The organism is Paraburkholderia fungorum (genome assembly GCF_046026025.1).
GTDB classification, from domain to species: domain Bacteria; phylum Pseudomonadota; class Gammaproteobacteria; order Burkholderiales; family Burkholderiaceae; genus Paraburkholderia; species Paraburkholderia fungorum_E.
Map to the genome: position 1 here is coordinate 95,187 of NZ_JAQQFL010000002.1, position 19,810 is coordinate 114,996.

Consider the following 19,810-nt stretch of genomic DNA (forward strand, 5'->3'; position numbering starts at 1 on the left):
AGCGCCGCCGGAAGTATGACGGCCTTGTCACCAAGGCTGAATGTGCGAGGGCACGGATTCCAGATGCACCACTACCGTGGCTGCGCGGGGGACCCGCTTATGAGCTGGCGGTGTGAAGCCGCTTTCTTTGCTTATCTTTCTTTGCGGCGGCAAAGAAAGTAAGTGCCGCCCCGCACAGGGGCAACGCTAATAGACCACCAAGAAAACAAGGAAAGGCCAACACCGTAGGCGCGCAGACAAAAAAACAGACCACTAACAAAGCAAGGAAAGGCCAAAGAACCCACATCAAGCCCAACACCACAAAACAGACAACCAAGCGCCGCGCAGGCAAAAAAAAACCTACACCGCCATAACAGCCCTCTTCCTCTCAGCCCGCTGCATAAAATAGTTAGCCAGAACAACCCCAACCGTCACAACAGCAATAAACAACGTAGCCAACGCATTCATCTCCGGATTCAACCCAAGCCGAACACGGGAGAACACAACCAGCGGCAACGTCGTCGACCCAGGCCCCGACAAGAACGCCGACAAAACCAGATCGTCGATCGACAAGGTAAACGACAACAACCACCCAGAAACCAGAGCCTGCGAAATCAACGGCAAGGTAATGAAGAAAAACACCTTGATCGGCGTCGCTCCAAGATCAAGCGCGGCTTCTTCAAGAGAGGGATTCAACTCCTTCACACGCGACTGCACGATGATAGCCACATATGAAATACACAACATCACGTGCCCGATCCAGATCGTGAAAACACCGCGCCCGGCGGGCCATCCCAACCACTTGGCCATTTCGATGAACAGCAACAGCAGCGAGATCCCCTGAATCACCTCGGGAATCACGAGCGGCGCATTGATCATCCCGGTATAGAGCGTAAAACCACGAAACCGCCCCATGCGGGCCAAAACAAACCCGGCCCACGTGCCGATAATCACCGAAGCAAACGCCGTCAGCAACGCCACCCGCAACGACAACCACGCAGCCGCGATCAACTCGTCGTCCTGCAACAACGCCGCATACCAGCGCGTGGAAAACCGCGTCCATACCGTGACCAGTTGCGATTCGTTGAACGAATACACAATCAGACTCACGATCGGAATGTAGAGAAACAAAAACCCGATCCCCAAGGCAATGAACTGCAAAATCCGGTTCGGCTTCATCAGCGCCTTTCCTCCATCGCCTTCGCCTGCGCGTACTGGAAAAACGCCATCGGCACCAATAACAACAACACCATCGCGCACGTCACAGCAGACGCCATCGGCCAATCGGCATTGTCGAAGAATTCATTCCACATCACGCGGCCAATCATCAGCGTGTTCGCGCCACCCAGCAATTCTGGAATCACGTACTCGCCCACCGCCGGAATGAACACCAGCAAACAACCTGCAATGATGCCGTTCTTCGACAGCGGCAAGGTGATCTGCCAGAACGCCCGCCACGGTTTCGCGCCGAGATCATAGGCGGCTTCCAGCAACGTCATGTCCATCTTCACAAGGTGCGCGTAAAGCGGCATCACGAGGAACGGCAGGTACGAATACACCATGCCGATATAAACCGCGGTGTTCGTGTGATACAGCTCGATCGGCGTATGAATCAGCCCGACCGACATCAGGAAGTTGTTCAGCAAGCCATTATTCTTAAGGATTCCGATCCATGCATACACGCGAATCAGAAACGACGTCCAGAACGGCAACATCACCGCCATCATCAGCAGATTACGGCTCGCCGGACTCGATCGCGCAATGTAGTACGCCATGGGATAACCGATCAGCAAACACAGCAGCGTGGACACCGCCGCGACCACCACCGAATTCACATAGGTCGCGAAATAGAGGCTGTCGGTCAGCAGGAACGCATAGTGCGACAGGTCCAGTGCGACATGAACCACGCCATCCGTATACGTGGTGAGTTCCGTATAGGGCGGAATGCCGAGCTGCAAATCGGCAAAGCTGATCTTCACGACCAGCAGGAACGGCACAAGGAAAAACAGCAGCAGCCAGATGAACGGACCGGCCACCACCGCGGTACGGCCGGTCAGGTTGAAGCGGCGCACCGGCCATGATGCGAAGGAACTGATCGAGCGCTTCATGACGTCAGCACCACGCCGGCCGATGCGCTCCAGCGCACATACACTTCGTCACCCCAGGTGGGCGGATCGATCTCCGTCAAGGCAAGGCTCGTCACGTTGGCGATCACCGTTTTGCCGGCGTCGAGCTTCACGTGATACAGCGAGTAGCCGCCCATGTAGGCTACGTTCGTCACCACGCCCTTGCCCCAGTTGTACGTGCCTTCGGGCGGTTTGCGCGTGAGCGCGATACGCTCGGGCCGCACCGAGATCGTCACCGGCATGCCGAGCGGTCCGGTGATGCCGTGGCTCACGTACAGACGGACCGGCAGGTCGGGGGTTTCGATGAACACGTGATCGGGCTCATCTTCGACAACGTTGCCGTCGAACAGATTGGTCGAGCCGATGAACTCGGCCGAAAAGCGGCTGTTCGGATACTCGTACACTTCATGCGGCGTACCGAGCTGGATGATCTCGCCTTCACTCATCACGGCAAGACGGTCCGCCATCGTCATCGCCTCTTCCTGGTCGTGCGTCACCATCATGCAGGTCACGCCAACCTTGTCGAGAATATTGACCAGTTCGATCTGCGTGCGCTGACGGATCTGTTTGTCGAGCGCGGACATCGGTTCGTCGAGCAACAACAGCTTTGGCCGCTTGACGAGCGAACGCGCGAGCGCCACACGCTGCTGCTGGCCGCCGGAGAGCTGATGCGGCTTGCGCTTCGCAAAGCGGCCCATCTGCACGAGATCGAGCGCGTTCTGCACGCGGTCTTTCAGTTCGGATTTCGGCACACCCTCCTGCTTCAGGCCGAACGCCACGTTCGCCTCGACGTTCATGTGCGGAAACAGGGCGTACGACTGGAACATCATGTTGACCGGCCGGCGATAAGGCGGCAATTGGGCGAGGTCTTCGCCATCGATCAGGATCTTGCCCGACGTGATCGATTCGAGGCCCGCCAGCATGCGCAACAAGGTCGATTTGCCACAGCCGGAACTGCCGAGCAGCGCAAATAGCTCGCCCTTTTTCACCGACAGGTTGACCCCTTTCACCGCCGCCGTCTCGCCAAACTTCTTCACGATGTCGACGATCTGGACGAAATTCTCTGCCGCAGCGCCCACTTCGGCGTTCAGCCCCGGAACCGGCGCGGCGGTCCCTCTCAGCGCGCCCGACTGATCACTACTCATCACAATGCTTTACTCCGGCGTTTGACGAACAAAGCCCCCGGTGGACACCGAGGGCTTCTTGATAATACCGACCCGTTCACTCCGACTGCGAATCAGCGGCCGGACTTGAATTCAGTCCACAGCCGCGTTTGCAGGCGCTGGATTTCCGGCGGCAGCGGCTTCAACAGGAACAGCGTCTTGATGACTTCAGGCGACGGGTACACGGCCGGGTCGTTCGCCACGTCCTTATCCACGTACTTGCGCGCTTCGAGGTTGGCGCTCGGATAGTAGACGGCGTTGGTGATCGCGGCATGGACCTGCGGCGTTTCAATGTAGTTGATCCACTCGAGCGCGGCTTCCTTGTTCTTCGCGTCCTTCGGGATCGCCATCACGTCGAACCATACCGGGGCACCGCCCTTCGGAATGTAGTACTCGATCTTGTAGGGCTTCTTTGCCTCGAGCGCGCGATGCTTGGCGATCACGACGTCGCCCGACCAGCCATACGCGAAGCACACGTCGCCACCGACCAGGTCATTGATGTAGCCCGACGAGTTGAACTGCGTGATGTACGGACGGATCTTCTTCATCATCTCGAGCGCGGCGCGGTAGTCGGCCGGATTCGTACTCATCGGATCGCGGCCGATGTAGTGCAGCGCGGCGGCGAACATCTGGTCCGGTGCGTCGAGCACGGACACGCCGCAGGTCTTCAGCTTCGAAATGTTTTCCGGCTTGAAGAGGATGTCCCAGTTGTCGAGCGGCACATTCTTGCCGAGGATCTGCTGTGCCTTGGTGACGTTGTAAGCGAGGCCGGTCGTGCCGTACGCCCAGGGTACCGTGTACTTGTTGCCCGGATCGGCGCCGGCCACGAGGGCCATCAGCGACGGGTCGAGGTATTTGAGGTTCGGCAGCTTCGATTTGTCGAGCGGCGCGAAGATGCCGGCGGCAATCTGCTTGCCGGCGTAATTGCTGGTCGGCACGACGATGTCGTAGCCCGAATTGCCGGTGAGGAGCTTGGCTTGCAGCGTGTCGTCGCTGTCGTAGTTGTCGTATTGGACCTGAACGCCAGTCTGCTTGGTGAAGTTCGGAACGGTGTCCTTGGCAATGTAATCGGACCAGTTATACACGTTCAGCCGCGTATCTTTCGCAGCGGCCGTCAACCACGGCGTCGCGCACAAGACCAGCGCCGCCACCTGCACCACTACCCGTCTTTTCATCCCGTTCTCCGATCCTGACCGGCCTGAGCCGGCCGTCTTCACCCACGCCGCGGCACACCGCACACGGCTCCCCTGAAAAACCCGAAAACTACCATTAATTATTGCGCGCACCCTAAAAAAAACTGAGATGTCGCGCAAACGGTACAGCGCAAGCCGTACCGCTACAAAATGGGCGCAATTTTAGCGGGTTATCGGCGCGTGTCTACCCGAAAAAAACACCAGTGACAGCCTCGGCGTTACCGCATTGTCACGTCGTGGCGCCTTCGCCGCACCCGGCTTGCATTTGAGTTTCCGTCGGCGGCCGCTTTTCGCGAATTTTATGCCGCACGGCTAACCTCGACAAAAGCGTAAGCCGCCCGACGCGCCACGACGCCCAATAGGCGCGGAGAGACTCGCCCACTGACCCCGCTGGCCCAGACGGCGGGCGGTGTTCATCACCGCGCTCAACGGCGCGCTGGTCTGGCGTTTGGCAAATAGACCGGATTTTGTTCGATCAATTTGCAGATGCAGTCATTTTGTAAGCATTCTCCGAACATCTCATCGTGCCCTGCTCGACTACAACAACCGCCGGCACTGGATGGCGCGGATCCGGTACAGCATTGCGCGCTGAAGGGCGTGATTCGAATCCGGACGAACACGGCGGCAAATGCGGCCAACCGTGCGTGCATCTGTGCCACGGCGAGCGCGGCGCCGGAGCGCGTTCCCTGCATCGGTTAACATAGCGGAACTTCGCTTCTCCGCCCTAAGGTTTCCGATGGTTTCGAATCTTCACGATCTTCCCGACAGCCCGTGCATCGGCGTCTGTTCCACGCTTTTTGACGAAGTCTGCAAAGGCTGCGGGCGCACTGCCGCCGAGGTGTCCAATTGGGTGTTCCTGAGTGACGAGGAAAAGCACGCCGTATGGGTACGGATCAAGCAGGACGGCACCGCGATGCGTTTCAAGAACGACAGGTTATAGGCCACTAACGAGGCGGTTGCCCGCATCGGCCTGCCTATCGGTGAATCCGTCTCTCGGTTGAGATCGGAATTGCAATAAAAAAACGCCGGAGATTCCGGCGTTTTTGCATGACGAGCGTGACTTCTCAAGCGAGGCAATCAGAATCGCATACCGACGCCCAAACCCACCACCAGTGGATCGACATTCAGCCGGCCGAGTGACTGTCCGCCAAGCGAAGCGTCAGTGTGCATCCAGATCTTCTTGATGTCCGCGTTGACAAACAGCGACTTGGTCACCTGCACGTCCACACCGGCCTGCAATGCAGGACCGAAGCTGTGGTTGTTGATCGAGATCGGCTGACCGCCCGCGTTGAGGCCGTTGTTATAGAACAACGTGTAGTTCATCCCCGCACCGACGTACGGACGGATACGCCCCGCGTGGTTGAAGTGGTATTGCAGCAGCAGCGTGGGCGGCAAGACGTTCACGCCGCCGAGATTGCCGAGGCTCGACGTCAGTTGATGGCGCGACGTGCCGAGAATCAGTTCGACGCCCAGGTAATCGCGGATCATGTAGGTCAGATCCAGCTCCGGCACGATGGCATTGTTGACGCCCACGTTGAGCGCCGACAACGACTGGTTGGTGCCCACGTCAGGCATGATGCTGATTGCGCGCAAACGCACCAGCACGTCGCCGGCGTGGATGCCGCTCATTTGATCGTCGCCGGCGGCCTGCGCCTGCTGCGCCAGTGCGCCTGCGCCTAACAGGCACGACGCGACGGCGGCGGCCTTGATTCTGTTCCTGAGTGAGTGCTTCATGAGCTTCCCCGCGTGTTTGTTTGCTTGCGGGGATTGTCGAAGGTCCCGTCAGGTTTCACGTTGACCCGCATCAACCCAGCGAGAACGCCCATCGCCCTGCGACCGCAGGTCGCGTCGCACCGGTCAGCAACAGTTCGATCAGGTCGTGGACACTGCGAATCGCCGTGCCGAACGGCAAGGCTTCGCGGCCGCGAAAGAACAGGCCATTGGCCACGTCGCCGCGCAATGCCGCGGCGAGTCGCGTGTCAATGCAGAAGTGGCCGAACTTCTCGACACCGTCGCGCCAACCGCAGACGCTGAGGCATTCAAGCGCGGTTGGACAAACATGTTTGAGCGCACCGATCCTGTCGCGGATTTTCGTTTCGTGGCGCAGATAGCGCATCAGCCAAGGCGTTTTCACGGCACGCGCGGGCAGCCCGGTCACGCTGACAAATTCGACGATGTCGTCAGGCGTCGCCTCGGCCAGCACACGCTTGAAGTTTGGATGCGCATCGCCTTCCTCGGTAACGGCGAATGGCGTGCCGAGCTGTACGCCGCTGGCGCCCGCGCCCAGTAGCTCGCGCACGGCTTCATGACTATTGATGCCGCCCGCAACGATCAAAGGCACGTCCTGGCGATTCAGGCCGAGCGAGACGAATACCGCATCGAGTTCCTCGAGTACGCGCAAGAAATCGAAGCGCGGGTCTTGCAGGTCGGCGAGATTGGCCACGCCGAGATGGCCGCCCGCGTGAGCCGGATGCTCGATCACGACCGCGTCGGGCAAACGGCCCTTTTTCATCCACTTCTTCAGTACCAGCGAGACGCCGCGGCTGTCCGACAGAATCGGGATCAGCGCGATGTCATGGCTTTGAGTCATGTCCGGCAAGTCGAGCGGCAGACCCGCGCCCATGACGATTGCGTCGGCGCCATTCTCACAGGCGACGCGCACATAGTCTGCTTGCGCGTTGACGGCCTTCATCACGTTGACGGCGACCATGCCTCGGCCTTCGGCGAGGGTTTTGGCAGCGTGGATTTCGCGGGCCAGCGCGGTGAGGTTCGCCTGTTCGAGTGTGGCCCGGTCAGGGGATTGCCGACAAAGTTCGACCAGGTCGGGATGGTGATGGCGCAGATCGATGCTTGCGATGGTGCAGAGTGCGCCCTCACGGGCGACGCTGCCTGCCAGCCGGTGGGCTGAAATGCCGACGCCCATGCCGCCCTGTACGATCGGAAGCAGCGAGCGGCCGCGGATAACAAGCGGTGGGAACGAGTGAGAAGTGAGCATTGGCGACCCGATGGGTGGACGATCGAAACGCAGATAATCCGTGGTCGGGCGGAGCATGCGTTGTGCCGGATCAATGAACCTGTTTTCCGGTCTGGTTTTGTGTCCAGTTGCTTGATGCTGCTCAGTTCACCGTGAAGTCTATGACTCTTCCGTTGCAACGCCTGCGAATCTGTGGGTCAACAGGTCAACGGCCTCAATGGCCCGTCACGCGTGGACGAACCGCAGTCGGAACGTAAGTCGCGCGCCATGAAAAAAGCCCGCTTCGAAGAAGCGGGCTTTGCTTGACGCTACACGTCGAAGCGAGGAGCGCTTACTGCACGCCCTGGCTCGTCAGGAACTCTTCATAGTTGCCGCCGAAGTCGTTCAGCGTGCCGTTGGTCTTCACTTCGATGATCCGGTTTGCCAACCCGCTCACAAACTCACGGTCGTGCGACACGAAAATCAACGTGCCTTCGAACTTGTCGAGCGCGATCTGCAGCGATTCGATCGACTCCATGTCCATGTGATTGGTCGGCTCGTCCATCAGCATCACGTTGTGGCGGCCCAGCATCAGCTTGCCCCAGATCATGCGGCCCTTCTCACCACCGGAGAGCACCTTGACCGACTTGCGGATATCGTCGGCGTTGAACAGCAGGCGGCCGAGCGTGCCGCGCACCATCTGCTCGTCGTCGCCTTCCTGGCGATAGCCGTCGATCCAGTCCATCAGCGTGACGTCGTCCGGAAATTCTTCGTACGTATCCTGCGGCATGTAACCGATGTTCGCGTTTTCGGCCCACTTCACGGTGCCGTGATCCAGCGTGAGCTTGCCGAGCAGCGAGCGCAGCAGCGTGGTCTTGCCCGCGCCGTTCTCGCCGATGATCGCGATACGCTCGCCCGGCTGCACGCTAATGCTGAAATCGTTGAAGATCGAGCGTTCGTACTTCTTCGAGATCTTCTCCGCCACCACGGCAATGTTGTGCAGCTTCTTCTCGTACTCGAAGCGGATGAACGGGTTCTGCCGCGACGACGGCTTGAATTCCTCGATCTTGATCTTGTCGATCATCTTCAGACGGCTGGTCGCCTGACGCGCCTTCGACTTGTTCGCCGAGAAGCGGCGCACGAAGTCCTGCAGGTCGGCGACACGTTCCTTCGCCTTGGTGTTGGCGTTCTGCTGACGCTCGCGCGCCTGCGTGCTGGCCAGCATGTAGTCGTCGTAATTGCCCGGATAGACCTTCAGCGTGCCGAAGTCCATGTCGGCCATGTGCGTGCAGACCTGGTTCAAAAAGTGACGATCGTGCGAGATGATGATCATCGTCGAGTTGTACTGGTTGAGCACGTCTTCCAGCCAACGGATCGAGTTGATGTCCAGGTTGTTGGTCGGTTCGTCCAGCAGCAGCACGTCCGGCTTCGAGAACAGCGCCTGCGCGAGCAGCACGCGCAGCTTCCAGCCCGGCGCGACATTGCTCATCGGGCCGTTGTGGTCTTCAATCGCGATGCCGATGCCGAGCAGCAGTTCGCCCGCGCGCGCTTCGGCCGTGTAGCCGTCGTACTCGGCGAACTTCGCTTCGAGTTCGGCCGCGTGCATGTAGTCGTCGTCAGTGGCGTCCGGGTTCGCGTAGATCGCGTCGCGCTCGGTCATCGCGGCCCACATTTCGGCGTGGCCCATCATCACGACGTCGAGCACGCGCACCTCTTCGTACGCGAACTGATCCTGACGCAGCTTGCCGAGACGGATGTTCGGCTCGAGCATCACGTTGCCGGAGCTCGGTTCCAGATCGCTACCCAGGATCTTCATGAAGGTGGACTTGCCGCAGCCATTCGCACCGATCAGGCCATAGCGGTTCCCTCCCCCGAATTTGACCGAGATATTCTCGAAGAGGGGCTTTGGCCCGAATTGCATGGTGATATTGGCGGTAGACAGCACGACACGTCCTTTGAATGTGATATCGGCGAACAACCTAATATTTTAGCAGGTTATCGCGAAATCGACCCACACACGCGCCGTGCCCGCGTGTTTTGACGCCACGTTCATCGCACGTTCACGCTATGTTCACACTGCCGGCCTTCCTTCTAGCCGCCGCGCGGCGTCTGCAAAACGTCGATGAAGGCCGACAGATCGGCCTCGGCAAGCCCCATCGCGGCGCCGAGCCGCAGCAATTGCTGGACCGTCGACGAAACCGGCATCGGCGTGCCGGTTTCATAGGCCGTCGCGGCAACCGTGTCGACGTCCTTCTGGAACGTGCGGAATGCGCCGATCGGCGCGAGGCCGCTCTGCGTCATGCGCGGCACGAAAATCTGCAGCAACACCGAGTCGGCCCAGCCGCCTGCCAGGCCCTGCGTGAGCCTGGAGGCATCGATGCCGCTGCGTTGCGCGAGACTTACCGCCTCGGCGATCGCCGCAACAGTTGCCGTGACGATAGCCTGATTGCAGAGCTTGGTGGTTTGCCCCGCACCAACGTCGCCCATGTGCGTGACGCGCGATGAGTAAGCGCGGAGGAGCGGCGTCACCGCCTCGACATCCGCTACCGCGCCGCCCGCCATGATCGCCAGCGTGCCCGCTGTCGCACCCGCAACACCGCCGGATACGGGCGCGTCGATCCAGCCGACGCCCGGTGTGCCTGTGCCTGTGCCTGTGCCTGTGCCTGTGCCTGTGCCTGTGCCTGTGCCTGTGCCTGTGCCTGTGCCTGTGCCTGTGCCTGTGCCTTCAGGCTGTCGCTCTCCCCCACGCTCGCCCATAGCTGCAATCGCGGCTTCTCCCGCAACTGTAGCCACCGCCGCGGCGCGTTGCGCGAACGTGCGTGTCGCGGCAGGCGGAATGCTCGAGTGATCGACGATCCAGCGCACGCGTCTCAGCGCGGTGGCGTCCACGCTCAGCAGCCCCCCTGCCCCGAACACCGTTTCCTCCACCGCCGCCGCATCCGCCACGCACAACAGCACGGTCTCGCAACGCGAAGCCAACTCACGTGGCGTATCGACCACCCTGGCGCCGTCCACGAGCAGCGCTTCCGCCTTGGCCCGCGTGCGATTCCAGACATGCACGGTATGCCCCGCGCGCAGCAGATGCCGGATCATCGGCGCGCCCATCAGACCGGGACCGCAAAAACCAATTTCCACTTTCAAGCCTCGTCAGATGTCGGATTGAGTTGCGCGAACATCATAACGGGCTCGCCTCGCCGCGGCATATCGGGTACGCGATGTGCGAGATGAGTCGCTGATACGAGGGACGTCAGCGGCGATCCATTGCCTATACTTTTTTTGCACACCAACGAAGGTCAAAGGAGGAAGTTCATGTCGGAACACGTCTACAAACAAATCGAACTGACCGGCTCATCGACCAAATCGATCGACGACGCAATCAGCACCGCGATTACAAAAGCGTCGAAAACGCTGCGCAATTTGCACTGGTTCGAAGTGACGTCAACGCGGGGCCAGATCGAAAACGACAAAGTCGCCTACTGGCAGGTGACCATCAAGGTCGGCCTGCGGATCGACTAGCGCTTTGCCCGAAACATCGTCAACACATAATCAGCAGCAAAAAAAAGCTGCGTCCGTACTGGACGCAGCGCCTTAAAGCAGCGGTTGCTGAGACCGCAGCCTGGTCGATGGTTAATCGGTCTTTCGCGACCCCGTCGAAGGCGCCCCGGTCAATGGCGACCCCGTCGATCGCGACCCGGTCGAGCGTTACGCGATTCGCCTACGATGAGCGCGCAAGCCGGCTTACTTCGGCAGCGAGCCGTCCACGCCTTCCACGTACCAGTTCAGGCGTTGCAATTCCGGATCGGTCAGCGTCTTGCCTGCCGGCACCTTCACCGCGCCGGACTGGTCTTTGATCGGGCCCGTGAACACGTCCCACTTGCCGCCGGCCAGTTCATCGCGCTTCGCCGCGACCTGCTTCTGCGCATCGGCGGAAATCGCCGACGTATTCAGGTCCTCGAGGTTGACGGCCTTCTGCGGAATGCCCCACCACACCGGGTCGTTCTTCCACTTGCCATCCAGCACCTGCTGAATCGCCGCGTTGTAATACACGCCCCAGTGCGCCACCACCGAGCCGAGGTGCGCCTCGGGACCGAACTTCTTCATGTCCGAGTCCCAACCAAACGCATGCACGTGCTTTTCCGACGCGGTCGCCAGCGTTGCGCTCGAATCGGTGTTTTGCAGCAGCACGTCGGCACCCTGGCCGATCAGCGTTTCAGCGGCCTGCTTTTCCTTGCCCGGATCGAACCAGCTGTTGATCCAGATGACCTTGGTGTGAATCTTCGGATTCACCGAGCGCGCGCCGAGCGTGTACGCGTTGATATTGCGGACCACTTCAGGAATCGGCACCGAGGCGACAAAGCCGAGCGTGTTGGTCTTCGTCACATAGCCAGCGGCGACGCCCGCGAGGTACGCGCCCTGGTACATCCGCACGTCATAGGTTCCGAAGTTCGGCGCCTTCTTGTAGCCGGTTGCGTGCAGGAACACCGTATCGGGAAAATCTTTCGCGACTTTCAGTTCGAAGTCCTGATAGCCGAAGCTCGAACCGATGATGATCTTGTTGCCCTTGTTCGCCAGATCGCGGAACACACGTTCCGAGTCGGCGGATTCCGGCACGTTCTCGATGCGGGTGATCTTGATCTTGTTGCCGAACTTCGCTTCCACTTCCTTCGAACCCTGATCGTGCGCGAAAGTCCAGCCGGCATCGCCAGGATTGCCGAGGTAGACGAACGCGACGCCCGGCGCGTCGGCGGCCTGCGCGGTTTGCGCGAGCGGCGCGGCAAGCGCCAGCGAGGCAGCACCCCAGGCGAATGCGGTCAGCAGATTTCTTCTCTTCATGTTCTCTCCTGTCGTGTTTGTCGATTGATTTGAAACGTGTGGTCGGTCATACGAAATGACAACCTTGTCAGCTCGCCGAGAAAAACGGCTTGCCGAGCGATGCGGGTGCATTCAGACGAATGGTGTTCGGGTTGCGCGAAATCAGCACCAGCACGACGACTGTCGCGACGTACGGCAGCATCGCGAGAAACTGCGTCGGCACCGGCACGCCGATGGCCTGGGCGTAAAACTGCAGGCCGGTCACGGCGCCGAACAGCAGCGCGCCGATCAGCAAGCGCCCCGGGCGCCATGTCGCGAACACCACCAGCGCAAGCGCGATCCAGCCGCGGCCCGACGTAAGCTGTTCCTGCCACAGGTGCAGATTGACGATCGAGTAGTAGCCGCCGGCGAGACCCGCCATGCCGCCGCCGAAGGCCACCGCACCGTAACGCACGCCCACCACCGGAAAGCCGACCGAGTGCGCCACTTGCGGCGATTCGCCGACCGAGCGCAGCACGAGGCCCGCACGCGTGCGATACAGGAACCACCCGATCACCGCGAACATCAGGAACGCGAGGTAATCGAGCGGCGTGAGGCTGAAGAGCGCGGGTCCGAGCACCGGAATCTTCGAGAGAACCGGAATGGTCCACGTGTCGATCGTGGCGCGCACCGCTGCCGACGTGTACGGCTTGCCGACATAGGCCGACAAACCAATGCCGAAGATGGTCAGCGACAAGCCGGTGGCAACCTGGTTGGCCAGCATGGTGAGCGTGAGGAACGCGAACAGCAGCGACATCGCAAGCCCCGCGCCAATCGCGGCGACCACGCCGAGCCATGGGTTGCCGGTGATGGCGGTGACCGCGTAGCCGGTCACGGCGCCCATCAGCATCATGCCTTCGACGCCGAGATTGAGAACGCCCGACTTCTCGGCGACGAGTTCGCCCGCGCCCGCGAACATCAGCGGGATCGCGGCGGTGACGGCGCTCGAGGTGAGCGCACTGGCTTGTTGAATATCCATGGAGATCCGGCGGGAAAATCAGTGGGCTTGCGCGGCGACAGAGCGCCGGCGCACGCGATAGTTCACGAACAGGTCAGCACCCAGCAGGCAGAACAGCAGCAGCCCCTGAAACACGCCGGAGAGCGCCTGCGGCAATTGCATCGAGGTCTGCACCGCTTCGCCGCCGAGGTAAAGCAGCGCCATCAGCAGGCTCGCGAGCACGATGCCGAGCGGATGCAATCGTCCGACGAACACGACGATGATCGCGGTGAAGCCGTATCCCGGCGACCATGTGGCCTGCAACTGGCCGATCGGACCGGCGATCTCGCCCATGCCGGCCAGGCCCGCCAGTCCGCCGCTGATCAGGAGCGAGGTCCAGATGGTTTTCTTGTCGGAGAAACCGGCATAGCGCGCGGCGAGCGGCGCGAGACCGCCTACATTCATCCGGTAACCCGCGAAGCTCTTGCGCATGAAGAGCCACACGCACGGAATCGCGATCAGCGTGACGAACACGGAGGCGTTCAGGCGCGTGCCGCGCAGCCATTTCCAGTGCCAGTCGCCGGAAAACGTCGGGTACAGCGCGTCGCCGCCGAACATCTCCGAGAGCGGGAAGTTCATGCCCTGCGGATCGCGCCACGGACCGCTCACCAGATAGATCAGCAACTGCGTGGCCACATACGTGAGCATCAGACTGACGAGAATCTCGTTGGTGTTGAAGCGGCTTTTCAGGAGCGCGGGAATCGCGGCCCACGCCATGCCGCCGAGCACGCCGGCGATCATCATGGTCGGCAAGATCCACCAGCCGGTGGCCTGATCGAAATAGATCGCGACGCCGCTCGCCGCAATGCCGCCGAGCAGCATCTGCCCTTCGGCGCCGATGTTCCAGACGTTGGCGCGATAGCCGATCGCAAGGCCGAGGCCGATCAGGCACAACGGCGAAGCCTTCAGCAGCAGTTCGGACCAGCCGTTCACGCTGGAGAGCGGTTCGATAAAAAACGCGTGCATGGCTTCGAGCGGATCGCGGCCGACCAGGCTGAAGATCAGGAAGCCGATCGCGAGCGTGAGCAACGCGGCAATCAGCGGCACGGCAAGCTGCATCGTGCGCGAGGGCGTCGTGCGTGCTTCGAGTCGATACGGAAGAATCATGGGAGCGTGTGCTTATGTAAGTGCTTCTATCTGGTTCTGGTGCTTACAGTGCTTATGGTGCTTTAGCGTCGACGCTATCCGGTCGGGCATCTGATCAGGCATGCGCCGGCTGTTCCGCCGACGGCGGCGCGCCCTCGCGCTCCCCGAACAGGCCCGCCATCCAGCGGCCGATTTCCTCGGCGTTGGTCGCCCCCGTGGCACGCACCGGCGAGAGTCTGCCGCCTGCAAGCACCGCAATGCGATCGCAGATATCGAACAACTCCTCCAGTTCTTCGGAGATCACCAGAATCGCCACGCCGCGCGCCGACAGGTCGAGCAACTGCTGACGAATAAACGCTGCCGCGCCGACGTCGACACCCCAGGTTGGCTGCGCGACGACCAACACCTTGGGTGCCTGGAGAATCTCGCGTCCCATGATGTACTTCTGCAGATTGCCGCCCGAGAGACTTTGCGCCAGCGCTTCCGAGCCGCCGCACCGCACGTCGAAGGCTTCGATGCAGCGTCTCGCGAAGGCGCGCATCGCGCCGGCCTTGATCCAGCCGGCATTGACCATCTGCTGACGATGCGCGGTAAGCAGCGCGTTTTCCGACAGGCTCATCGCCGGCACCGCACCGCGGCCGAGACGCTCTTCCGGCACGAAGCCGAACCCGAGCGCGCGTCGTCCACCTGCGCCGAGGCGTCCCGCCGCCTTGCCGCAGATCGTGACCGCATCGGCGCGCGTGCCGCGCTTCTCACCCGAGAGCGCCGACAGCAATTCGGCCTGGCCATTGCCAGACACACCCGCGATGCCGAAGATTTCGCCGGCATGCACGCCGAACGACACGTTGTCGAGCGAGGTGCCGAATGGATCGTCGCTCTCCACCGACAACTGTTTCACATCCAGCAGCACGGCGCCCGGCTTATGCTCGCGCCGCGTGTAATCGGGCAGCGAATGGCCGACCATCAACTGCGCGAGCGACGCATGCGTCTCTTCTTTCGGCGTCACGTGGCCGGTCACCCGGCCACCGCGCATGACCGTGGCGGTGTCGCACAGCGCCTGGATTTCGTCGAGCTTGTGGCTGATGTAGAGGATGCTGCAACCTTCCGCCGCGAGACGCCGGAGCGTCTCGAAGAGCTTGCGGACCGCTTGCGGCGTGAGCACCGAAGTCGGTTCGTCCATGATCAGGAGACGTGGGTTCTGGAGCAGACAACGCACGATTTCGACGCGTTGCCGCTCGCCAACGGTCAAGCTATGCACGTGACGCTGCGGGTCGATGTCGAGACCGTAGTCGGCGGAGACTTCACGAATGCGCTTCGCCAGTGTCTTCAGATCGAACGGTTCATCGAGCGCGAGCGCGATGTTTTCGCCGACCGTGAGCGTCTCGAACAGCGAAAAGTGCTGGAACACCATGCCGATGCCGAGCTTGCGCGCCGCCGCCGGACTGGTGATCTCGACTGGCTGACCTTCCCAGCGGATCTCGCCGGCGTCGGGACGCACCGCGCCATAGATAATTTTCATCAGCGTGCTTTTGCCGGCGCCGTTTTCGCCGAGCACAGCATGGATTTCACCCGGCGCGACGATCAACGTGACGTCGTCGTTGGCGCGCACGGCGGGGTATTGTTTGGTGATGCCCTGAAGCATCAACCGGGGCGCCGCCTGTTCCGGCCTGTTTGCCGGCTGCGCGGCGGCGCCGTCGCTATAAGAAGAGTCGCTCATGTGATTCCGTAGTACGTCAGAGACTGCCGGTTACAGCGCGTGCGGCCACCCCTTCAGCGGGCGATCCGTCACCACAACCGGATGACAATACCTAATTCGACCCGCTCAGTCGAGCCGTCAAAATTCCCCGCAAACCCCCGCCGCAGCGCGCTCTGCGGGTATCCCACTCTTGACGTGGCTTTGTGTTCATATTAAAAGCCATATACACCCACGCCCGTTCGATCAGCCAGAACATATATTTCGGAGAAGTCATGAGCCAGCAACGCGAGGCGATCGATACGTATCTATTACGCGTCTTGCACACCTTATTGATGGAACGCAGCGTCACACGCGCGGCCGTCAAACTGAATCAATCGCAACCCGCCATTAGCGCGGCACTGCGCCGTTTGCGCGACATCACCGGCGACCCGCTGCTGGTGCGCGGCAAATCCGGCATGGTGCCGACCGAGTACGGCCTGCGCCTGCTCGAACCGGTGCAAAACGCGCTGCGCGAGATCGAGCGCATCAAGTTCCAGCAGCACAACTTCGACCCGGCCACGTCGATCCGTTGCTATCGGATCGGCTGCCCGGACTACCTGAACGTGCTGTTCGTGCCGACCGTGGTCGAACGCTTTCGTCAGGCCGCGCCGAACGCGACGCTCGAATTTCACTCGCTCGGGCCGGCGTTCGACTACGAACTCGCGCTCGAGGACGGCAAGCTCGACACCGTGGTCGGCAACTGGCCCGAGCCGCCGGAGCAATTGCACCTGTCGAATCTGTTCGTCGATCAGATCGTCTGTCTGATGAGCAACGCGCATCCGTTCGCCAAACGCGGCGGGCTGACGCTCGACCAGTACCTGAATGCGCCGCATCTTGCGCCTACTCCTTACTCGGTGGGCCAACGGGGCGCGATCGACGTGCATCTCGCGCGTGAACGGTTAAAACGTCACGTGGTCGTCACGTTGCCGTACTTCAATCTTGCGCCTTACGTGCTGATCAAGTCCGATCTGATCTTCACGACCACGCGCCTGTTTGCCGATTACTACGCCAAATTCCTGCCGCTGACGGTGGTGCCCGCGCCGCTCGATTTCCCGCCGATGCAGTACTACCAGTTGTGGCACGAACGCGTGCATTACTCCGACGAAGTGCGCTGGCTGCGCAGTCTGGTCGCCGAAGCAACCAAGACGCTGATCGACAAGCCCTGATCCTTGCGTTGCGGTCTGTCGGCATCCCGTTTCCGTGGATGCCGACAGACCTACCTTGCCGCTGCCGCTGCCGTTACGCCGCCGCTTCGTAAAGCGTTTTAGCCAGGCGGTTGTGCTGCTCGATGACCGTTCCGAGTTCCAGCGTCGTCAACTGACCATTCCTCACCACCACCTTGCCGCCGATCACGCTATGGCTCACCTGCGAGGGGGCGCAGAACACCAGGGCCGCCACCGGATCGTGCAACGCGCCCGCAAACAGCGGCTGACGCAGATCGAAGGACACGAAATCCGCCGCCATGCCCGGCGCGAGAGCGCCGATGTCGTCGCGGTTCAATACCTTCGCGCCACCTAGCGTCGCAATCTCCAGCGCTTCACGCGCGGTCATCGCGTCCGGCCCAAACCCGACCCGTTGCAGCAGCAACGCCTGACGCACTTCCGCGACCATTTGCGCGCCGTCGTTCGACGCCGAGCCGTCGACGCCCAAACCAACCGGCACACCGGCGAGACGCATCCGCTTGACCGGCGCAATCCCCGACGCGAGCCGCATGTTCGAACACGGGCAATGCGCGACGCCGGTGCCCGTGCGGGCAAACAGTTCGATGCCCGCGTCGTCGAGTTGCACACAGTGCGCATGCCATACATCGTGACCGACCCAGCCGAGATCTTCCGCGTACTCGGCCGGGGTCATACCAAACTTCTCACGGCTGTACGCGATGTCGTTGACGTTCTCCGCCAGGTGCGTGTGCAGCGACACGCCGTAATGCCGCGCCATCACCGCCGATTCGCGCATCAGATCGCGGCTCACCGAGAACGGCGAGCACGGCGCCACCACGACGCGCAACATCGCGTAACGCCCTTCGTCGTTATACGTCTCGATCAGACGCTGCGTGTCCTTCAGAATGTCCGCTTCACGCTCGACCACCGAATCCGGCGGCAAACCGCCGTCTTTCTGCCCCACGCTCATGCTGCCGCGCGCCGCATGAAAACGCATGCCGATCCGCTGCGCCGCGACGATGCTGTCGTCGAGGCGGCTGCCGTTCGGGTAGATATACAAATGGTCACTTGAAGTCGTGCAACCGGACAGCAACAGCTCGGCCATCGCCGTCAACGTCGAGACTTCGATCATCTCCGGTGTGAGATTCGCCCACACCTTGTAGAGGTTGGTCAGCCAGCCGAACAACTCGGCGTTCTGCGCCGCCGGAATCGCCCGCGTCAGGCTCTGATACATATGGTGGTGCGTGTTCACCAGCCCTGGAATCACCAGGTGGCCGCGCATGTCCAGCACTTCGTCCGCTGTTTGCGGCAGTTCCGCCGTCGGTCCGACCGCGACGATGCGGTTGTCCTCGATATAGAGGCCGCCGTCGCGCAGTTCGCGCCGGGCGCCGTCCATGGTGACCAGCACGTCCGCGTGCTTCACCAGCATCGTTTTCTTCGGCTTGTTTGGCATCATCGCCGCCTGCTCCATCGTCATTCGTTTCTCCGCTTCATTGCTTCCGTGCAAAGTCGTTCGAACGCGATGTGACGGCACGCCAACCGTGCCGCCGCGTCCCGTCGAACGCCGTTGGCCCGGTTACCCGGCGTAGGTCCGCCGTCTTCGGGGTGTGCCGCGCTTCACTTGTGTTTGCTGCGGCGCACAGGTGTAACCTTCGACGGTCAAAATAATGCTGACAACTCGCACCCGTGCGATACCCAACCTCACGCTGCCAATATAGTGGGCCTTTTTTGGCGCCGGTACGATCCGCGGATACGACTAAATGCACCGCAATAGTCGAACCAATGGACTCGATGCGGCTTTCAGCAAGCTGTCTGTCATGCGCCAGGTATTATCTTTCCTATCTCGCGTGCGCTGACGTGAACATCCTTTTTACAATGGCTGCCACGGCGCTCGCTTCAATTCGCCGACGGGTATGTAGCCACTGACGTGGAGCCTCGATCCGCCGCAACGTATTCTGGATCGGGCCGCCGCCGAAACCTCGCATTCACATAAGGAAAATTGCGAATGGGAAAGCTCACTACCCATGTGCTCGACACCGCGAACGGCCGTCCTGGCGCGGGCATTAAGGTCGAACTCTTTGCGCTCTCCGGCGACACCCGCCGCGCGCTCAAAACCACCACCACCAATGACGACGGCCGCTGCGACCAGCCGCTGCTCGAAGGCGACGCACTGGTTGCAGGCGAATACGAACTCGTGTTCGGCGCCGGCGATTACTTTGCATCGATCGGCACGAAGGTGCCGGAGCCGCGTTTCGTCGACCGCGTTGTGTTGCGTTTCGGCGTGGCCGATGCCGGTGCGCACTATCACGTGCCACTACTGGTATCGCCGTGGTCGTACAGCACCTACCGGGGCAGCTAGGCGCACGGAGCGTCTATCGATAGGTGCTGGAGGAAGACAAGGTTGAAGTCGCGCTGTATTTGCGAGCGCGCCCGATTGCACTGTGCGGATCCTTGGAGACGCCCGCGAAGCGCAATCGAACGCGAGCGACTCGACCCGAAGTTCCAATAAAAAACGGCGCGGCGCGAACTGAGCGCACCGCATCTTTCGCCCTGAAGGGGCGAAGCCC

Annotated in this window: 17 protein-coding genes; 4 read left to right on the forward strand and 13 right to left on the reverse strand. The window is 61.2% G+C overall.

Going from position 1 to position 19,810, the window contains the following annotated elements; genetic code table 11:
- Positions 1-339: 339 nt before the first annotated feature.
- The 4 genes from PQR67_RS02580 to PQR67_RS02595 all read right to left on the reverse strand — a co-directional run bounded on the left by PQR67_RS02580 (position 340) and on the right by PQR67_RS02595 (position 4,443).
- Positions 340-1,158, reverse strand: coding sequence for an ABC transporter permease subunit (locus tag PQR67_RS02580; RefSeq protein WP_408454031.1), 819 nt, complete (start codon positions 1,156-1,158; stop codon positions 340-342).
- Positions 1,158-2,087, reverse strand: coding sequence for an ABC transporter permease subunit (locus tag PQR67_RS02585; RefSeq protein WP_408454033.1), 930 nt, complete (start codon positions 2,085-2,087; stop codon positions 1,158-1,160). The genes PQR67_RS02580 and PQR67_RS02585 overlap by 1 nt, the downstream gene beginning before the upstream one ends.
- A complete protein-coding gene (locus tag PQR67_RS02590) occupies positions 2,084-3,250 on the reverse strand; it encodes an ABC transporter ATP-binding protein (protein ID WP_408454036.1) in 1,167 nt (388 codons plus the stop codon). The genes PQR67_RS02585 and PQR67_RS02590 overlap by 4 nt, the downstream gene beginning before the upstream one ends.
- A gap of 92 nt (positions 3,251-3,342) precedes the next feature.
- Positions 3,343-4,443 carry a polyamine ABC transporter substrate-binding protein gene (locus PQR67_RS02595; RefSeq protein WP_408454038.1) on the reverse strand — a complete coding sequence of 367 codons (1,101 nt, stop codon included), beginning with the start codon at positions 4,441-4,443 and terminating at the stop codon, positions 3,343-3,345.
- Between the two features lie 754 nt (positions 4,444-5,197).
- Here PQR67_RS02595 and PQR67_RS02600 point away from each other — a divergent pair.
- A complete protein-coding gene (locus PQR67_RS02600; protein ID WP_408454041.1) occupies positions 5,198-5,401 on the forward strand; it encodes a DUF1289 domain-containing protein in 204 nt (67 codons plus the stop codon).
- A gap of 137 nt (positions 5,402-5,538) precedes the next feature.
- On the opposite strand, the gene PQR67_RS02605 is transcribed toward PQR67_RS02600, so the two are convergent.
- From PQR67_RS02605 to PQR67_RS02620, 4 genes are all read right to left on the reverse strand, one after another.
- A complete protein-coding gene (locus tag PQR67_RS02605) occupies positions 5,539-6,195 on the reverse strand; it encodes an OmpW/AlkL family protein (RefSeq protein ID WP_408454044.1) in 657 nt (218 codons plus the stop codon).
- Positions 6,196-6,265: 70 nt separating this feature from the next.
- The gene (locus PQR67_RS02610; protein WP_408454047.1) at positions 6,266-7,456 is read right to left on the reverse strand and encodes an NAD(P)H-dependent flavin oxidoreductase; all 1,191 of its coding nucleotides are present in this window, start codon (positions 7,454-7,456) and stop codon (positions 6,266-6,268) included.
- 310 nt (positions 7,457-7,766) lie between these two features.
- Positions 7,767-9,359 carry an ABC-F family ATPase gene (locus PQR67_RS02615; RefSeq protein WP_408454050.1) on the reverse strand — a complete coding sequence of 531 codons (1,593 nt, stop codon included), beginning with the start codon at positions 9,357-9,359 and terminating at the stop codon, positions 7,767-7,769.
- Positions 9,360-9,505: 146 nt separating this feature from the next.
- Positions 9,506-10,549 (reverse strand): NAD(P)-dependent oxidoreductase, encoded by a 1,044-nt coding sequence (locus PQR67_RS02620; RefSeq protein ID WP_408454053.1) that lies wholly within the window; start codon positions 10,547-10,549, stop codon positions 9,506-9,508.
- Positions 10,550-10,723: 174 nt separating this feature from the next.
- On the opposite strand from PQR67_RS02620, the gene PQR67_RS02625 reads away from it, so the two are divergent.
- Positions 10,724-10,930, forward strand: a complete 207-nt coding sequence (locus PQR67_RS02625; RefSeq protein ID WP_120348223.1) for a dodecin — start codon at positions 10,724-10,726, stop codon at positions 10,928-10,930.
- Positions 10,931-11,152: 222 nt separating this feature from the next.
- Here PQR67_RS02625 and PQR67_RS02630 read toward each other — a convergent pair whose 3' ends face one another.
- From PQR67_RS02630 to PQR67_RS02645, 4 genes are all read right to left on the reverse strand, one after another.
- Entirely contained in the window at positions 11,153-12,247 is a 1,095-nt protein-coding gene (locus tag PQR67_RS02630) for a BMP family ABC transporter substrate-binding protein (protein ID WP_120348222.1), read from the reverse strand.
- A gap of 67 nt (positions 12,248-12,314) precedes the next feature.
- Positions 12,315-13,244, reverse strand: coding sequence for an ABC transporter permease (locus PQR67_RS02635; RefSeq protein WP_408454057.1), 930 nt, complete (start codon positions 13,242-13,244; stop codon positions 12,315-12,317).
- An 18-nt stretch (positions 13,245-13,262) separates the two neighbouring features.
- A complete protein-coding gene (locus PQR67_RS02640; protein ID WP_408454060.1) occupies positions 13,263-14,369 on the reverse strand; it encodes an ABC transporter permease in 1,107 nt (368 codons plus the stop codon).
- 94 nt (positions 14,370-14,463) lie between these two features.
- The gene (locus PQR67_RS02645; protein WP_408454063.1) at positions 14,464-16,065 is read right to left on the reverse strand and encodes an ABC transporter ATP-binding protein; all 1,602 of its coding nucleotides are present in this window, start codon (positions 16,063-16,065) and stop codon (positions 14,464-14,466) included.
- Positions 16,066-16,316: 251 nt separating this feature from the next.
- Here PQR67_RS02645 and PQR67_RS02650 point away from each other — a divergent pair, with 251 nt between their 5' ends.
- Positions 16,317-17,249 (forward strand): LysR substrate-binding domain-containing protein, encoded by a 933-nt coding sequence (locus tag PQR67_RS02650; RefSeq protein ID WP_172176057.1) that lies wholly within the window; start codon positions 16,317-16,319, stop codon positions 17,247-17,249.
- A 73-nt stretch (positions 17,250-17,322) separates the two neighbouring features.
- On the opposite strand, the gene PQR67_RS02655 is transcribed toward PQR67_RS02650, so the two are convergent.
- Positions 17,323-18,720 (reverse strand): 8-oxoguanine deaminase, encoded by a 1,398-nt coding sequence (locus PQR67_RS02655; RefSeq protein WP_408454066.1) that lies wholly within the window; start codon positions 18,718-18,720, stop codon positions 17,323-17,325.
- 528 nt (positions 18,721-19,248) lie between these two features.
- Here PQR67_RS02655 and uraH point away from each other — a divergent pair.
- Positions 19,249-19,602: a hydroxyisourate hydrolase gene (uraH, locus tag PQR67_RS02660; protein ID WP_012433320.1), complete on the forward strand. Its 354-nt coding sequence runs from the start codon at positions 19,249-19,251 to the stop codon at positions 19,600-19,602.
- Positions 19,603-19,810 lie beyond the last annotated feature (208 nt).

Bases quoted from the DNA above. Each gene is read 5' to 3' on its own strand.
- PQR67_RS02580 (WP_408454031.1), bottom strand. From the start codon at position 1,158: ATGAAGCCGAACCGGATTTTGCAGTTCATTGCCTTGGGGATCGGGTTT.
- PQR67_RS02585 (WP_408454033.1), bottom strand. From the start codon at position 2,087: ATGAAGCGCTCGATCAGTTCCTTCGCATCATGGCCGGTGCGCCGCTTC.
- PQR67_RS02590 (WP_408454036.1), bottom strand. From the start codon at position 3,250: ATGAGTAGTGATCAGTCGGGCGCGCTGAGAGGGACCGCCGCGCCGGTT.
- PQR67_RS02595 (WP_408454038.1), bottom strand. From the start codon at position 4,443: ATGAAAAGACGGGTAGTGGTGCAGGTGGCGGCGCTGGTCTTGTGCGCG.
- PQR67_RS02600 (WP_408454041.1), top strand. From the start codon at position 5,198: ATGGTTTCGAATCTTCACGATCTTCCCGACAGCCCGTGCATCGGCGTC.
- PQR67_RS02605 (WP_408454044.1), bottom strand. From the start codon at position 6,195: ATGAAGCACTCACTCAGGAACAGAATCAAGGCCGCCGCCGTCGCGTCG.
- PQR67_RS02610 (WP_408454047.1), bottom strand. From the start codon at position 7,456: ATGCTCACTTCTCACTCGTTCCCACCGCTTGTTATCCGCGGCCGCTCG.
- PQR67_RS02625 (WP_120348223.1), top strand. From the start codon at position 10,724: ATGTCGGAACACGTCTACAAACAAATCGAACTGACCGGCTCATCGACC.
- PQR67_RS02630 (WP_120348222.1), bottom strand. From the start codon at position 12,247: ATGAAGAGAAGAAATCTGCTGACCGCATTCGCCTGGGGTGCTGCCTCG.
- PQR67_RS02635 (WP_408454057.1), bottom strand. From the start codon at position 13,244: ATGGATATTCAACAAGCCAGTGCGCTCACCTCGAGCGCCGTCACCGCC.
- PQR67_RS02640 (WP_408454060.1), bottom strand. From the start codon at position 14,369: ATGATTCTTCCGTATCGACTCGAAGCACGCACGACGCCCTCGCGCACG.
- PQR67_RS02645 (WP_408454063.1), bottom strand. From the start codon at position 16,065: ATGAGCGACTCTTCTTATAGCGACGGCGCCGCCGCGCAGCCGGCAAAC.
- PQR67_RS02650 (WP_172176057.1), top strand. From the start codon at position 16,317: ATGAGCCAGCAACGCGAGGCGATCGATACGTATCTATTACGCGTCTTG.
- PQR67_RS02655 (WP_408454066.1), bottom strand. From the start codon at position 18,720: ATGACGATGGAGCAGGCGGCGATGATGCCAAACAAGCCGAAGAAAACG.
- uraH (WP_012433320.1), top strand. From the start codon at position 19,249: ATGGGAAAGCTCACTACCCATGTGCTCGACACCGCGAACGGCCGTCCT.